Annotated in this window: 15 protein-coding genes; 11 read left to right on the top strand and 4 right to left on the bottom strand. The window is 37.7% G+C overall.

What is annotated here, in order from left to right:
* Positions 1 to 175: 175 nt before the first annotated feature.
* Complete coding sequence (locus HMPREF9456_RS08495) at positions 176 to 2,164, top strand: DUF4954 family protein (protein WP_006843091.1); 1,989 nt, start codon at positions 176 to 178, stop codon at positions 2,162 to 2,164.
* A gap of 78 nt (positions 2,165 to 2,242) precedes the next feature.
* Here HMPREF9456_RS08495 and HMPREF9456_RS08490 read toward each other — a convergent pair whose 3' ends face one another.
* Positions 2,243 to 2,503 carry a type B 50S ribosomal protein L31 gene (locus tag HMPREF9456_RS08490; RefSeq protein ID WP_006843090.1) on the bottom strand — a complete coding sequence of 87 codons (261 nt, stop codon included), beginning with the start codon at positions 2,501 to 2,503 and terminating at the stop codon, positions 2,243 to 2,245.
* A 179-nt stretch (positions 2,504 to 2,682) separates the two neighbouring features.
* Between HMPREF9456_RS08490 and HMPREF9456_RS08485 the strand changes: the two genes are divergently transcribed.
* From HMPREF9456_RS08485 to HMPREF9456_RS08475, 3 genes are all read left to right on the top strand, one after another.
* Positions 2,683 to 3,876: a lactonase family protein gene (locus HMPREF9456_RS08485; RefSeq protein WP_006843089.1), complete on the top strand. Its 1,194-nt coding sequence runs from the start codon at positions 2,683 to 2,685 to the stop codon at positions 3,874 to 3,876.
* Positions 3,877 to 4,042: 166 nt separating this feature from the next.
* Complete coding sequence (locus tag HMPREF9456_RS08480) at positions 4,043 to 5,659, top strand: ABC-F family ATP-binding cassette domain-containing protein (RefSeq protein WP_006843088.1); 1,617 nt, start codon at positions 4,043 to 4,045, stop codon at positions 5,657 to 5,659.
* 67 nt (positions 5,660 to 5,726) lie between these two features.
* Positions 5,727 to 6,209, top strand: coding sequence for a hypothetical protein (locus tag HMPREF9456_RS08475; protein ID WP_006843087.1), 483 nt, complete (start codon positions 5,727 to 5,729; stop codon positions 6,207 to 6,209).
* Between the two features lie 54 nt (positions 6,210 to 6,263).
* On the opposite strand, the gene tilS is transcribed toward HMPREF9456_RS08475, so the two are convergent.
* Together tilS and HMPREF9456_RS08465 are read right to left on the bottom strand one after the other, a co-directional pair.
* The gene (tilS, locus tag HMPREF9456_RS08470; protein WP_006843086.1) at positions 6,264 to 7,589 is read right to left on the bottom strand and encodes a tRNA lysidine(34) synthetase TilS; all 1,326 of its coding nucleotides are present in this window, start codon (positions 7,587 to 7,589) and stop codon (positions 6,264 to 6,266) included.
* A gap of 30 nt (positions 7,590 to 7,619) precedes the next feature.
* Positions 7,620 to 8,861 carry an HD domain-containing protein gene (locus HMPREF9456_RS08465; RefSeq protein ID WP_006843085.1) on the bottom strand — a complete coding sequence of 414 codons (1,242 nt, stop codon included), beginning with the start codon at positions 8,859 to 8,861 and terminating at the stop codon, positions 7,620 to 7,622.
* 357 nt (positions 8,862 to 9,218) lie between these two features.
* Here HMPREF9456_RS08465 and HMPREF9456_RS08460 point away from each other — a divergent pair, with 357 nt between their 5' ends.
* Positions 9,219 to 10,046 (top strand): TerC family protein, encoded by an 828-nt coding sequence (locus HMPREF9456_RS08460; RefSeq protein ID WP_006843084.1) that lies wholly within the window; start codon positions 9,219 to 9,221, stop codon positions 10,044 to 10,046.
* A 76-nt stretch (positions 10,047 to 10,122) separates the two neighbouring features.
* Here HMPREF9456_RS08460 and HMPREF9456_RS08455 read toward each other — a convergent pair whose 3' ends face one another.
* Complete coding sequence (locus HMPREF9456_RS08455) at positions 10,123 to 11,295, bottom strand: OmpA family protein (RefSeq protein ID WP_245531009.1); 1,173 nt, start codon at positions 11,293 to 11,295, stop codon at positions 10,123 to 10,125.
* Positions 11,296 to 11,621: 326 nt separating this feature from the next.
* Between HMPREF9456_RS08455 and HMPREF9456_RS08450 the strand changes: the two genes are divergently transcribed.
* From HMPREF9456_RS08450 to HMPREF9456_RS08430, 6 genes are all read left to right on the top strand, one after another.
* Positions 11,622 to 13,991, top strand: a complete 2,370-nt coding sequence (locus HMPREF9456_RS08450; RefSeq protein WP_006843082.1) for a monovalent cation:proton antiporter family protein — start codon at positions 11,622 to 11,624, stop codon at positions 13,989 to 13,991.
* Between the two features lie 23 nt (positions 13,992 to 14,014).
* Entirely contained in the window at positions 14,015 to 14,140 is a 126-nt protein-coding gene (locus tag HMPREF9456_RS17615) for a hypothetical protein (RefSeq protein ID WP_006843081.1), read from the top strand.
* 135 nt (positions 14,141 to 14,275) lie between these two features.
* The gene (recR, locus tag HMPREF9456_RS08445) at positions 14,276 to 14,899 is read left to right on the top strand and encodes a recombination mediator RecR (RefSeq protein WP_006843080.1); all 624 of its coding nucleotides are present in this window, start codon (positions 14,276 to 14,278) and stop codon (positions 14,897 to 14,899) included.
* An 8-nt stretch (positions 14,900 to 14,907) separates the two neighbouring features.
* Positions 14,908 to 15,357: a hypothetical protein gene (locus tag HMPREF9456_RS08440; protein ID WP_006843079.1), complete on the top strand. Its 450-nt coding sequence runs from the start codon at positions 14,908 to 14,910 to the stop codon at positions 15,355 to 15,357.
* A 5-nt stretch (positions 15,358 to 15,362) separates the two neighbouring features.
* Positions 15,363 to 15,818, top strand: a complete 456-nt coding sequence (locus HMPREF9456_RS08435; protein WP_006843078.1) for a BT0820 family HAD-type phosphatase — start codon at positions 15,363 to 15,365, stop codon at positions 15,816 to 15,818.
* 19 nt (positions 15,819 to 15,837) lie between these two features.
* Positions 15,838 to 16,365 (top strand): GNAT family N-acetyltransferase, encoded by a 528-nt coding sequence (locus HMPREF9456_RS08430; protein ID WP_006843077.1) that lies wholly within the window; start codon positions 15,838 to 15,840, stop codon positions 16,363 to 16,365.
* Position 16,366 lies beyond the last annotated feature (1 nt).

Genomic DNA, 16,366 nt, shown 5'->3' with positions numbered 1-16,366 from the left:
AAACCCCGATTATAGTTTAATTTATAATCGGGGTTTCTTATTAAAAAGATAGAATTTCGATAGTACTGAAAGACATTATTATTAAATTTGTCTCAGTTGGTAAAAATACGGTGTGTATTATTGTAAGATGTATACAAATCGTTTTTTTATTCAAGCTTTAATCTAAATATAATATATGGATTACAGAAATCTAACCCCCGAAGAAATAACAAGACTTGAGAGTCAGGGCTGTTTGGCCGATAACTGGAACAATATTTCGGTACATAAGAACTTCAAACCAGACTATATTAAACATACTAATTTTTCGGGCAAAGTTAAGTTAGGTGTTTTTGAAGATGAATTCACATTACCGGGAGGGCTTAAAAAGCATTCGGGTCTGAAACATGCCTGTCTTCATAATTGCGAATTAGGTGATAATGTCCTTATCGAAAATGTACAGAATTATATAGCCAACTATCGTATTGGCAGCAATGTGCGCATACAAAACATACACCACCTGTATGTAGAAGGACAATCATCGTTTGGGAATGGAATAGAGGTTTCGGTATTAAATGAAACGGGCGGGCGTGAGGTTATGATCTATGATAAACTGAGTGCTCATTTCGCCTATATTCTTTCTTTCTATCGCCATCGACCTGCATTGATAAAAAAACTTCAGGGCATGGTCGCTGATTATGCCAAAGAACGTACCTCTGATTTTGGGTACATAGGCGATAATGTGACGATTGTAAATGCAGGAGCAATAAAAAATGTGCACATAGGGGATTATGCCACAATAGAAGGAGCACGCCATCTTGAGAACGGAAGCATTAACAGTAATCAGTACGATCCTGTTCATATCGGATATAGCGTAATGGCGAATGACTTTATTGTCTGTTCGGGTTCACGTGTCGAGGATGGGACGATGCTTACCCGCTGCTTTGTAGGGCAATCATGCCAATTGGGGCATACCTATTCGGCGAGCGATTCATTATTTTTTAGCAATTGTCAGGGTGAGAACGGTGAAGCCTGCGCTTTGTTTGCCGGGCCATATACAGTGACTCATCACAAGTCTACACTCTTGATTGCCGGGATGTTTTCTTTTATGAATGCCGGTTCGGGTTCTAATCAGAGTAATCACATGTACAAACTGGGACCTATTCATCAGGGCATTGTAGAGCGTGGAGGAAAAACAACCAGTAATTCGTATATCCTATGGCCTTCGCGCATCGGAGCTTTTTCTCTTATTATGGGACGCCACTATTATAATGCAGATACTTCCAACATGCCGTTCTCTTATCTGATAGAGGATAAAGATGAGTCGGTATTGGTTCCCGGTATTAACTTGCGTAGTGTAGGTACGATTCGTGATGCACAGAAATTTCCAAAAAGGGATAAACGAAAAGATCCTGAAAAACTAGATCAGATAAACTTCAACCTACTGAGTCCTTATACAATACAGAAAATGTTTAAGGCGATCGAAATATTGGAAGGGCTGAAAGAGACTTGTGGCGAGACATCGGGATCGTACACATATCAGAGTTGCCGTATCAAAGGAACTTCTCTGAAGAGAGGATTGAAGTTGTACAATATGGCTATTAACAAGTTTCTTGGAAACTCTATAATTTCACGCTTATCCAAGTGTTCATATACTAGCAATGAGGAAATTAGGGAATGTTTGAAACCTGATACCGAAGTGGGACTGAATGAATGGAGTGATGTGGGAGGTATGCTTGTTCCTCGTTCTGAGATCGATAAGCTTATAGATGATATCGAGTCGGATAATATAAAACATGTGAGTGAAATGAATGCTATTTTTGAACAACTGCATAAAAACTATTACTCACTTGAATGGACTTGGGCGTGGGATAAGATACAGCAATATTATAATCTGTCTTTGGATACAATTACCGCTCAGGATATTGTCGATATTGTAAGTCAATGGAAAGAGGCTGTTGTAGAGTTGGATAGAATGATTTACGAGGATGCTAAGAAGGAATTTTCGTTATCTTCTCATACTGGTTTTGGTGTGGATGGAGACAAACATCAGCAAAAAATAGATTTTGAACAAGTGCGTGGTATCTTTGAAGAAAATCCTTTTGTGGAGACTGTTTTGAAGCATATCGAATCGAAGACTAGATTGGGCAACGAGACTATAAGTAAATTGGAAAAGGTAGTATCGTGAAATAATTGACCTATATATACTAAAAAAGGCTATTCATTCGAATAGCCTTTTTTAGTTAAACTTGTAATTAGATTACAATTATTTCTTTGGTTGTGTACGCTTAGCGTAACGGTTCATAAACTTATCAACACGTCCTGCTGTATCTACAAGTTTTTGTTTTCCTGTATAGAACGGGTGAGAAGAACTTGTGATTTCAAGCTTCACCAATGGATAAGTAACACCATCTATGTCGATAGTTTCTTTAGCATTGATAGTTGAACGTGAAATAAATACCTCATCGTTTGACATATCCTTGAAAGCAACCGGACGATAGTTTGCTGGATGAATATCTTTCTTCATTTTATAGTAGTTTAAATTGTTTCTTCTTTTTCAGCCGACAAAGATAGCTTTTTAATCTTATTAAAGCAAAATATTTCTTTTGAATTTTGTATTGAAAAAATGCCGTAAACTAATAATTTTTGACTTCTTTTGTTCTAGTAAACATTTTCAGGTTCATCTTTTACATAAAATAGAGTATTATGCGTAAATATATTTTATTTTCAGCTTTCGCTGTTCTTTCCCTTATTTCTTGTAAACAAAAAACAAATGTGGATAATTCAAATATTGATCCGTCGGATACAACAAATATGAGTGCAGAAACTATCTCAGACGAAACAAGTTTGTACTTGCTGGTGGGTACATATACAACAGGCGAGAGCGAAGGTATTTATGTTTATCAATTTGATACTGTTTCAGGTTTTTCCAAATATAAAAGTGTGGTTAAGGTGACCAATCCATCATACCTTACTATCAATAAAGAAGGTACGCATGTTTATTCTGTTTCCGAAACCGGAGACGCAAAAGCTGGGGCCAATGCTTTCGTTTTCGATAAGAAAGATGGCACGCTAAAACTTCTAAATTCGCAATTGACAGGTGGTGCTGATCCTTGTTATATAGAGCTCGACAATACTGGCAAGCATGTTGTTACCGCTAATTATTCGGGTGGTAGTATTACAGCCTTTGATATTAATGGTGACGGAACGCTGACTACTGCTGCTCAATTGATTCGTTTTACAGGAAAAGGGGCAGATGCAGAGCGTCAGAAAGCGCCTCACCTGCATTGTGTACGCTATTCTCCTGATGGGAAATATTTGTTCGCCGATGATTTGGGAACAGATAAAATACATAAATTCACTATAAATGAAGAAGATGCGGGGAGTTATCTCAAGGTGGGAACACCTGCTGCTTTTAATGTAGCACCCCGATCAGGACCAAGGCATCTTGATTTTCATCCGAATGGAAAGTATGCCTACCTTATCAATGAACTGTCGGGCGCTGTTATCGCATTCAACTACGATGCAAATGCCGGGAATCTGACTCAAATTCAAACAATCCAAGCCGATACACTTGGCGCAAAGGGTAGTGCTGATATTCATGTGTCGCCTGACGGCAAATTCCTTTATGCATCCAACCGGCTGAAAGGAGATGGTATCGCTATATTCTCTATAAATCAGGCTGATGGTAAGCTAACCAAAGTTGGCTATCAGGAAACAGGAGTGCACCCCCGTAATTTCGTGATTACTCCGAATGGTAAATTCTTATTGGTGGCAAGTCGTGATAATGATGTCATCCAAATATTCCTTATAGATCGGGTTACAGGCCTTTTGGAAAATACATATAAGGATATAGAACTGGATATGCCTGTTTGCCTGAAATTTACTTCTTTCAAGTAAGGTAAGGCTAAAAATATTACTTATCTTTTTATTATTCAGAAGAGAAGAGATGACTGTCTCTTCTCTTTCCTATTTCCAACGATAACGATTAACAGTAATTCGTTTTGATATTTCGTGTCTTATTTTTCTCTACCTTTGCACCTTCAAAAAATAAAATACAGATTCGATGTTAATTGTTGACAGCTTAAAAGTTGAGTTAGGGGATAGAGTATTGTTCGATAATATCAGCTATATCATTAATGATAAAGATAAAATTGCGCTTGTTGGTAAGAATGGGGCAGGGAAGAGTACTATGCTCAAAATTCTGGCAGGTGTCAATACGCATTTCAGAGGGACAATAACCGGGCCTGATGGCGTTACCGTTGGGTATCTTCCTCAGGTAATGAAAATTACCGATGAACGTACAGTGCGTGAAGAAGCATCTTTAGCATTCTCTTATATCTTCGATCTTCAAGCAAAGATTGAGGATATGAATAAGCAGTTGGAAACACGTACCGACTACGAATCTGATGATTATGCCAAACTGATAGATGACTTTACTCATGCCCACGAACGCTTGGCAATGGTAGAAGATGTCAACTTTGAAGGTGAAGTCGAAAAAGCATTGCTTGGTCTAGGCTTTAAGCGTGCCGATCTCGATCGTCCTACCAATGAGTTTAGTGGAGGATGGCGTATGCGTATCGAGCTTGCTAAACTCTTGTTGAGTAATCCCGATGTAATGTTGCTCGATGAACCTACCAATCACCTTGATATAGAATCTATTGGTTGGCTCGAAGACTTTATAAATACTCAGGCAAAAGCTGTGGTTCTTATTTCCCACGACCGTGCTTTTATCGATGCGGTAACTACACGTACGATTGAGTTGACGATGGGGCGTATTTACGACTATAAGGTAAACTATTCTAAATATGTAGAACTGAGACAGGAGCGTCGCCAACAACAAATACATGCATGGGAGGCTCAACAAAAACAGATAGCCGAGATAGAAGAATTTATAGAACGCTTTAGAGCGCAAGCGGCTAAAGCGGTGCTTGTACAAAGCCGTATCCGTCAATTGGAAAAGATGGAGCGTGTGGAGATAGATGAAGAAGACAAATCGCAAATCCGTATTCGTTTCCAGCCGGCTACACGTTCGGGTAATTATCCGTTGACGGTAGATATGGTAACGAAAAAATATGATGACTATCTGGTTTTTGAAAATGCCAATCTAATGATAGAGCGTGGCGAGAAAATTGCTTTGGCAGGAAAGAACGGAGAAGGAAAATCTACATTTGTAAAATGCGTGATGGGCGAAACCTCATACGATGGCAGTATACTTTTAGGACATAATGTACAGGTTGGCTACTTTGCACAAAATCAGGCTGATTTGTTAGATGAAGATCTCACAGTCTTTGAGACTATCGATCGGGTTGCAGAAGGGGATATACGTACTCAAATTCGTAATATTTTGGGAGCGTTTATGTTTAACAGGGACGATTCGGAGAAGAAAGTAAAAGTACTTTCGGGAGGGGAGAGAACACGCTTAGCTATGATAAAGTTGTTGCTTGAACCTGTAAATCTGCTTATTCTCGATGAGCCTACAAACCACTTGGACTTGAAGACTAAAGAGGTGCTGAAGAATGCTTTGCTAGACTATGATGGAACAGTTATCCTTGTTTCCCACGACCGTGATTTCTTGGACGGGCTGGTGACAAAAGTCTATGAATTTTCGGATAAAAAAGTGCGTGAGCATATCGGAGGAATCAAAGAGTTCTTGGCTAAGAAGAGAGCCTTATCTTCCTAAAAGATTGGCTTCAATATATGTTTTAGCTATCTTTGATTTCTTATTAAAAATCTTAACATAATTAGAAATGAAAAAATTATTATTATCATTACTCACAGTAAGTCTTATTTTAACCTCTTGTGGTGGAACGTCTCCTGTTAAATTTAACGATACGATTGTAGAGGCGAATGAGACTATTTCTCATGTAAGCGATTCGTATACAGAGACTCTTTCTGCGGCTATTGCTTCCGGTTCTTATGAAAGTATTGCTGCTGCAACAGATAGTGCATTGGTAAAGATTGATGCAGAACTGGATATTGTGAAAGCCTTAGAAGCTCCAAAAGGTGCAGAGGAATTTAAAAATGCTGCTTTGAAAACATACCAAGATTTAAGAGCAATCGTAGAAGCCGGAAGGAAATTTACGACTTTAACAGAAGAGTCTTCGGACGAAGAGTTCGATAAGATTTCGGACGAATATGATGCTAAAATGGATGCTTATAATGCGAGTTTTGAGCAGTTGGTAAATACCCAAAAAGCATACGCTAAGGGAGCCGGATACGAATTGAAATAAGTGTCTAACTAAATACAAAAGCACCTCATCTTTTTATAGAGAGAGGTGCTTTTTTTATAATTGATTATCTGTTGTCTGTATCTTTAGGATTTGCCTGGTAGATTTGTCTATCTTAAATCGATCGTCGGAACGTTCCCCAACAATCCACACAATATCATTTTCTGAGCAAAGTAGCCAGGCTTCTTCTTTTTCGAACAAAGTAAACTTCTGATCGGTGAAATAATCGCTGACCTTTTTCTTGCCCTTCATCCCGAATGGAATAAACCAATCGCCTTGATGCCACCTTCTGAGTGTTAGCGGGAATTTTATTTTATCTTTATCCAGATAGAGAATATTTTTATTTTTTTCTATTACAAAGCCATTATCTATTTGGATTGTTTCGATAGATAGTTGTAATGGATAGCTCATCAAGCGATCTTCTTCCCTTATCAGAAAGCTGTCTACAGAGAGCTTCTCTCTTTTTTTTATTATAAAGAATTCCCTATCCTTAATCAGCTTGTGCGTGTCGGAGTAAAATATCTTTCCGGACTGACTTATGATCGATTCAAAAATTTGTCTTACTGTTGCTGTATTAAAATTGTAAGGAGCAAGCAACTCATAGAGTATCGCTTCCGGCTCTAAATATTTAATCAGCGTTCGGATGTTGATGCTATCGTCACTCAACACATCTGCCTTTACCTGTTGGATATAAAAATTATAGATATTCTCCACCTGCGATAAATGCTCGCCTGTGCGGATAATAGAATCTTTTACCGATGGGTTGATTGTCTCCAGCAATGGGATAATATTTAGCCTTATCTTATTTCGTGTATACAAGTCCTCATTATTGGTACTATCATCTACATATTTCAATCCTCTGTCTTTAAGATATTCTAAAATATCTTTTCTGCTGAGGCATAGAAGAGGGCGAATAATGTTATTGTTTTGGGCAGCTATTCCCGTCAATCCTCTTATCCCTGTTCCCCTTATGAGGTTTAGAAGTATGGTTTCTACCGAATCGTCACGATGATGTGCAACTGCAATCTTATCAGCCAGGTGGATTGTTCTTATTTGTTCAAACCAGTTATATCGCAATTCTCTTGCTGCCATTTCTATCGAGATGGAATGGATCTCGGCATAGGCCTCTGTATCAAAATCTACCCTTTCATATTTAAGGTTGTACTTTTGGCACAATTCTTCTACGAAAAAAGCATCACGATTAGACTCTTCTCCCCGAAGATGAAAGTTGCAATGTGCCACCACACACTTATATTTCAACGAGTGCAGGATATCCAGTAGAGCGACAGAGTCGGCTCCACCGCTAACCCCTACAATAACCTTGCTACCGTCTTCTAATAGTTGGTGCTCGTCTATATATTGTTCGACCTGTACTATATTCATAATTAAGTACAAAAGTAATATATCTTTATTTTAATTCTTTGTCGGTAATATCTTAAGATAAGAAAAATAGTGCTTTTCTACTTTTTTTGATAGCAATTGTATATTCAGCATATCCGAAGCAGCGGAAATGTCTTTTATCGTCCCATCATTATATAAAATATCAATGCTGTCATCCACTTCATTGTACATATTGGTGTAGATAACATCTGAGGAACAGAAATAGGCCGCTTCATTTTCTGTAATATTAAATTCACTCATATATCGCTCTATATACTCCTGTATATAAGAGGTCGGAAGCTCTTCATTCGTTATTTCTATTTTAAACAATTTTCTGTTTACAAGGCAATCACTCAATTTTGATAATACTACATCATCGTGATCAGCCCACACCTTGAGTGCGCTCCAAATATCATTATCATCTAACTTAACAAAGTGAAGCAGTACTTCATCCATTTTCTTTTCGAAATAGGCTTTATCTATGTTTTTTTGCAAGAAATACTGCAAAGCAGGAGATGCAAATAAATTAACCCCATTGTTTGTTAATTCTTTAGCTCGTATCAGAACTTTTATCAACATCTTTTCGGCGGCAACGGCCGTCTTGTGAAGGTACACCTGCCAATACATCAATCGGCGTGAGGTCAAAAAGTTTTCGATAGAGTAAATGCCTTTTGCTTCTACTACCAGTTTATCGTTTTTTATATCAAGCATTTTTATGATACGAGCCGAACCGATATTTCCTTCCGTCACACCTGTAAAAAAACTATCACGTCGAAGATAATCGAGGCGATCAACATCGAGCTGCCCGCTAACTAACTGATGCAGGAATTTCTTTGGATATTCATTCTTGAATATTGATATACATGTGCTTAATTGTCCTTTTAGCTCTTTGTTTAGGTAATTCATAAGTGCCAAAGAAAAATCTTCGTGATGGATACCATTTGTCAACGTATGCTCCAAAGCATGAGAGAACGGGCCGTGCCCCACATCATGCAGCAATATACAAGCTAACGCTCCATTTGCCTCGTCGTCTGTTATTTCGTGCCCTTTTATCCGTAAAACCTTTATTGCCTCATCCATCAGGTACATAGCTCCTATAGAGTGGTGTAGGCGTGTGTGTTGTGCTCCGGGGTATACAAAAAAAGCTAATCCCATTTGCCTGATACGGTTTAGCCGCTGGAGTAGAGGATGCTGAATCAATTTATATAAAAATAGGTTCGGTATCGTAATAAAGCCAAAAACAGGGTCGTTGATTATCTTTTTCTTTATGGTCATGTATATTGTGAGATTATATGTATTTATTGATATTTAAACAAAGATACATCATATTTTATAAATATGTTTTTTAATATGTAGACGTGATAAAAATAAAACTAAACGAAGTTAATATTTAACCTAGTAAATTGTGGATGTATATTTTATATCTTATATTTGTCTATTGAGAATGTATTAAGAAAGCAAAATTGAAGACAAAACTAAAAACAAAACTAAAAAAACTGCAGCTTAAGATTCAGTATATGCTGGGTTTGATAAAGACAGACGGAAATGCTGTTATAAAAGACTATCTCGAAAAAAAACATTGATTCTTTTTTGTGTCAAAATGTTTATTAATTTTGACACAAAAAAATAAAGATGGAAATTCTGGAAACGTTCTTTTTGCCTAGTGCGTGGATTGCACTTCTGACTTTATCCTTTCTGGAAATTGTACTTGGTATAGACAATATTGTATTTTTGTCTATAGTATCAGCTAAGCTTCCTGCCAAAGAACAGCCCAAAGCCCGTACTGTGGGTCTTGTTTTGGCTATGCTTTTTCGCATTGCTTTGCTCTTTTGTATATCGTGGCTGATGAAGCTCACCAAGCCTATTGTTAGTTTTGATACACAATGGTTTGATGGGTCTATATCGGGGCAGAGTATCATTATATTAGTAGGAGGGCTTTTCTTATTATACAAAAGTGTGACCGAGATACATCATAAACTAGAAGGTGAAAGTGATTCGGTTACAGCTAAATCAAAAACTAATTTTTGGGGAGTTATTGCTCAGATCGTAGCACTTGATATTGTTTTCTCTTTCGATAGTGTGCTTACTGCTGTTGGACTTGTCAGCTTCAGTGAGTTTGGCTATGTGGGTGCTATGACGATAATGGTAACGGCAGTTGTTTTGGCTGTAATGGTAATGCTGTTGTTCTCCGGACCTGTAAGTAGATTTGTAAATGAGCATCCCACTATTCAGATGTTGGGTCTTTCATTTCTGATATTGATAGGGGTTATGCTAATCGTAGAAGCAGCACATTTATCTAACCTTTCTATATTTGGATCAGTGGTGGGAGAGATACCTAAAGGATATATCTATTTTGCCATCGCATTCTCTTTGCTGGTAGAGTTTCTGAATATGAAGCTTCGCAAAAAATCAAAGCCTGTAAAGCTTATTGATTCGGAGATTGTAGAAAAAGAAGAATAATCAAATACACTTATACGACAAGAGGCTGCCTCATCGAAAGTGAGACAGCCTCTTCTTTATTTTTTGCAAGAACTTTTTACTTTGTAACGGCTGTAAATACAACTACACGATTCCACTGATCTGTAGGGAATAGTTGTTCTCTGTCTCCGCTGGCTTTAGTTGTTATTCTGCTTCTTGAGATACCATACTCTTCAACAAGCACGTTGGCTACAGCCTCAGCACGTTGTTCAGAAAGTCTTTGGTTTATAGCAGCAGTACCTGTGCTCTTGTCGGCATATCCTGTAACTATAACATTTACCTGTGGATTATCTTTTAGATAACGGGCTGCATTGTAAATATTGATATCTTGATTCTTTTCAAGCTTAGCACTACCAATATGGAATACAACAACAGCATTCATCAATACTTCTGTTTGCTCCTTGATCTCTTTCGTCTTTTCTATTACGATCTGAGGTTCAGGTTTAACGGCCAGCTCTTGTTTTAATCTGCTGATTTCAGAATCTTTGCTTCCTATTTGTCCTCTTAATTCGTTGATTTTATCATTCATCGACCTGATTGCAGCAGGGTCTGCCTCATCAACCATCTTAAACCCGCCTTTGGTGAAGTTGTAAGTAAGACCTATAAGAGCGCTTACAATACCATCATATTTTTTATCAGCTACCACACCATTGAAGTTATCGGGATATAGATTGCCTATTACCTCAAGATTAAGGCTTACAGCTTCGCTTATACGGAAGTCTCCTTGAAATCCGACACGTGGTATAATACTGTTCGTCCTGCCTATGCTTCCCAGTCCTTCGATATTATCTTTTCCAAAACCATGAGCATAACCGATACCGGCAATACCAATCAGATTGAAACCTCTCTCGGGGCTATATGGCATAAATAGATTTGTTAAATTAAGCAAACCATCAACGCTTGTTTGTATATAATCCACTTTGTAAGTTCCGGTTTTCGCTTGTTTATTTAACGTATATTCAAGATAGTTTTTCGATTGCCATCCACCCACTTGTAAACGCGCTCCGGCTACAGGTGAGAAATATTTTCCTGCCGATATAGCTACATGAGGGGTTATGAGATCTCCAAACTTAGCTTTGCTATGGAATTCGCTTACTGTATAAGATCCTCCGACCTGACCTTGTATAAACCAATGATCCCAAAAAGACGTTGGGGCATAAGCCTTCTCTTGTGCAAAACTATAGCTTCCTGCTATAATGACGGAAACAATTAATAAAATAATCTTTTTCATTTTTTTGTGTTTTAATTCCAGTCTGTAGTGCGAAAATTGAGCTGGATTGTTTTGAATCATTATGTTATGTAAGTGTTTTTTTACATCGGACGTAAAAAACTATCTCCAAAGCTAACATAAATATATTATTGATACAATAAAAATGATAAAATAAATAAAAAGTAGTAAAGACTGTAATGTGTAACTTTTTGGTTATTTATTTTCGATAATCATTTTTTTTGGATAATTTTAAACATTGAAAAAACCTCATTTTATACGTTCTGTTAACAAGAGCAAATATTTTTATATTAAATTATACTGAATTTTATTGCAGAAAATAAAATTATATGGCTCACCTTCCTGATTTTATAAGTGATCTGGCAATTATATTAATAACTGCCGGAATAGTTACTATTATATTCAAATGGCTAAAACAACCTGTAGTATTGGGATACATTGTTGCAGGATTTTTGGCAAGTCTCCATTTTAAAAAGTTCATAGAGAAACTCGTTATAGATATATCGGGAGCATCGGACGAAAGTATAAGAACTATATTCAAAACCCTACCTGAAATATCGGATATGAGCAATGTCGGTATTTGGGCAGAGATCGGCGTAATTTTTCTGCTCTTTGCTTTAGGGCTCGAATTTAGTTTTAAAAAACTGATGGATGTTGGAGGTAAAGCGTCTATTGCTACCCTTATCAACTTGGGATCTATGATAATAATAGGCTACCTGGCGGGGCAGCTATTCATTGTAAATCTAATAGATGATTGGACCCGGATGGATAGTATTTATCTGGGTTGTATGCTCTCTATGTCGTCTACTACTATTATCATCAAGGCCTTTAATGATATGGGGCTGCAAAAGAAAAAGTTTGCGGGAATCGTATTCGGGATGCTCATTGTTGAAGATATTGCAGCCATCATAATGATGGTTTTGCTGACAACATTTGCATCGAGCCGGCATATAGAAAGTGGTGAATTGGCAAACAGTGTCGTAAAGCTGTTCTTCTTCATGCTTATCTGGTTTATTGTAGGTATTTATATGATACCCACAATACTCAAGAAACTGAAGAAGTATCTGAATGACGAAACTTTATTGATTGTGGCAATCGGACTTTGCCTTGGCATGGTTCTTTTTGCTTCTATTGTCGGCTTTTCGGCCGCTTTGGGTGCTTTTATAATGGGGTCTATATTGGCAGAGACAATCGAGTCTAAACATATCGAACACCTTATAGAGCCATTGAAGAATCTGTTTGGAGCTGTCTTCTTCGTATCTGTGGGAATGATGATCGATCCTGCTATTATTGCCGAATATGGCGTACTGGTGATAATTCTTACTTTAGTTGTGCTTATAGGGCGTATCACTTTTGCCACATTAGGTGTCTTGGCTTCGGGTGAGAGCTTGAAAGTGGCTATGCAGTCGGGATTCAGTCTGGCACAGATAGGAGAGTTCTCCTTTATTATAGCTACTTTAGGTGTTAGTCTTGGTGTTATTACAAATGCGCTGTATCCGATAATAGTGGCAGTGTCGGTGATAACAACGTTTACTACTCCGTATTGTATTAAGCTGTCTGATACGGCTTACGGCTGGTTGGAAAAGAGGATTCCCGATAAATTCGCTAAGATAAAAGATGGATACGGTGCATCGGGATACGATACCGTAAATAAGCAAAATGACTGGAGAAAATTATTGAAAAGTATACTCACTTTAGTGGCTGTGTATTTCACTATCTCTTTGGCTATTCTCTTAGTATTTCAGAACTTCATAACTCCATATATTTTAGAATACGTACCCGGAAGTGTCTGGGGGCAGATTCTAATAGCGATTATTGCACTCACTCTGATGGCTCCATTTTTACGAGCCATTATGATGAAGAAAAATCGTTCCGAAGAGTTCAAAAATCTGTGGAAGGATAACCGACTTAACAGAGGAGCATTGGTTTCGTTGATTGTGTTCCGTATTATTATCTGTATTGTATTGGTGCTAATGGTATTGATTCCTCTATTCCCAAGGCTTACAATACTGATGGTTATTATCTCGTTGGTTGTTGTAACGTTGATTATATTCTCTCAAGGGTTCAAGGCTCAGTCTCGTAGGATAGAGGCACGATTCCTTGAAAATTTAAACCTGAAACAAAAACTAAAAGAGAAGAATGCAGCTATTTTGCCAACTGTAGCGAATGACCTCCGTTCGAAGAATATACATATCGCTGAATTTGAAATCTCTCAGTCATTCTCCAACATCGGAAAAACCTTGCGGGAGTTAGACTTTAGACAAAAAACGGGTGTAAATATTGTGACTATCGTTAGAGGATGTAATAAGATTAATATCCCTGATGGGAACACACGTATATACCCATTTGATAAATTAGTTGTTTCGGGGTCGGATGAGGAAATGCAAAAGCTGTCTCAATATTTGGAGGAAAAGGCAGAGCCGGATTTGCTCATGGAGGAAGAAGCCGAATATTATATATGCTTATCCCAATATCTTGTAGAACCGGGATCTCCGCTTATTGATAAATCTATTGTAGATGCCGGTATCCGTGAAAAAACAGAATCTATGGTGATCGGTATCGATAGGGGAGATGAGTCTATTATCAATTTCACTTCCGGCTTTGTGTTCCAAGAAGGTGACGTAATATGGTTGGCGGGTGAGAAAAATAAACTAAATTCGTTTGAGGAAAATATAAAAGCATCATCGATTGCATCCTGAAATTACTATTATAATATTAACCTATGAGTGTAGGTATGATAGAAATACCCGAATCGTCAACGATAAGTTCACAAGCTGAACCTATCATGGCAGGAAAACGAATAGCAAAATTTATTCAGGCAACCAGTCTGCACAAATTTGTCTTGTAAATGGCAATCCCGCTTTGTTCTCTAATTACATAAAAATACCTTCTTATAATATTTAAATAGATTTAAGATGTCTTGAATCAGTGAGAAAATCACTTAAATAATTCTTATCTTTGCATCCGAAAATTTTCAGGCATCATGAATCAAAAATATCCATCCGCTTTATTAGAAAATGCAGTAAATGAATTCGCAAAGCTTCCCGGCATAGGGCGTAAAACGGCTTTGAGGTTGATATTGCATCTGTTGAGGCAGGACAATGCTATGGTAGAAGGTTTTGCTCAGGCATTGGTTTCTTTGAAGCATGAAGTGAAGTATTGCAATGTTTGTCATAATATATGTGATGACGATATTTGCCCTATCTGTTTGGATAAGTCTCGTGATGCAGCCACTATCTGTGTTGTAGAGAATATAAAAGAGGTCATGGCTATTGAGAACACGATGCAATTCAAAGGCTTGTATCATGTGTTGGGAGGTATCATTTCGCCGATAGATGGTATAGGTCCTTCCGATCTGGAGATAGACAGCCTGGTGACACGTGTAGCCAAGGGTGACGTGAAAGAAATTATTTTGGCATTGAGTACTACGATGGAAGGAGATACCACCAACTTCTATATCTATAAGAAATTATCATCTTTCGATATAAAGGTTTCCATGATTGCACGGGGGATTTCTATCGGAGATGAAATAGAATATGCCGACGAAGTAACATTGGGTCGCTCTATCCTGAACAGGACATTGTTTAATGAGTCATATAAATTGTAAGAATTATAATGGAGAATAAAGAACGAAAGCTATATAAAACATTAATGTTGTTATTCTGGGCGAACATTCTTTTGCTGTTGACTGTTTTAACATTTATATTATTCTCTAAAGGTTTAACTTTTGGTACTGCGACAAGTACAAATGTTGTGTTTGAGCAATATACGATTATAATATCTTTGGCTAGTATTCCAATCGCATTGAAATTATTCCATACTCAGTATCGGAGGATCGCTGAGCTGGAGCACCAGAAGTTTCTTGAGAAGTACCTTCCTGCCTATATTCTGCGTATGTTTGTACTAGATGCAGCGGCTATGTTGAATATAGCGGGACTGTATCTGTTTAATTCAAAAAACTCTGTGTATATGACAATTATAATTATATTTGCATTGTTTTTTTGTTATCCTAACCGAAAGACCTTAGAAGAAGCTAACGATACTACATCAGAAATAAAAGATTAAATAAAATGGTTATTGCAGTAGACTTTGACGGAACAATTGTCGAACATGAGTATCCCAAAATCGGACGTCCCATTCCTTTTGCTATCGAAACGCTTTTGCAATTGCAGCAAGACGGGCACATCCTTATTCTTTGGACAGTGCGAGACGGCAGCCTGTTGCAGGAAGCAGTAGATTATTGTAAAAATAAAGGGTTGCATTTTTATGCAGCCAATAAAAATTATCCCGAGGAGGATTCGTTAACAGCATCCCGAAAATTAACAGCAGATTTGTTTATTGACGACCGCAATTTGGGCGGACTTCCTGATTGGGGGGTGATATATCATGCGATTAAAGCGATGGAAAGAGGAGAAGTTTCATTCGAAAATATAATGATGTCTTCGGGAGAAAACCAAAGAGCGAGGAGAAGAAAGAAGAATTTCTTTATACGCTTGGGTGAAATGTTCGAGAGGGGAAATTATTAACAAATTAGTCTTTTACAAAATGCTATTGAAAAACAAAGATATCGTTTTGCGAGCCGTAGAACCCGAAGATTTAGAAATCTTATATCGCTGGGAGAATTCTACAGTCTTGTGGTATCATGGCAATACTTTGGCTCCGTACTCTAAGTTGGTGCTGAGGCAGTATATCAATGATTCTTTGGAGATGGATATATACCAAAGCAAACAATTGCGCCTGATGATAGACCTCGTAGAAGAGAAGACAACTGTCGGAACCATTGATCTTTACGATATAGATGCCCATAACCGCAGAGCCGGTATTGGTATCCTCATTGATGATGACTATCGCAGAAGAGGCTTTGCCAAACAAGCACTGGAACTGATGAGCAACTATGCTTTCAACTTTTTGTACCTTCATCAAATCTATGCGTATATAGCGCAAAGCAATACGAATAGTATCAGCTTGTTTCAGAAAGCAGGGTATCAATCTGTTGGGGTTTTAAAAGACTGGCTGCAAAGAGGTGAAGAGTTTGAAGATGTTTACTTTTCTCAGCTGCTTAATAATAAATAAT

This window comes from Dysgonomonas mossii DSM 22836 (assembly GCF_000213575.1).
Lineage (GTDB): Bacteria > Bacteroidota > Bacteroidia > Bacteroidales > Dysgonomonadaceae > Dysgonomonas > Dysgonomonas mossii.
The sequence above is the reverse complement of the archived record's forward strand: the minus strand, read 5'-3'. Positions and strand labels throughout refer to the sequence as shown.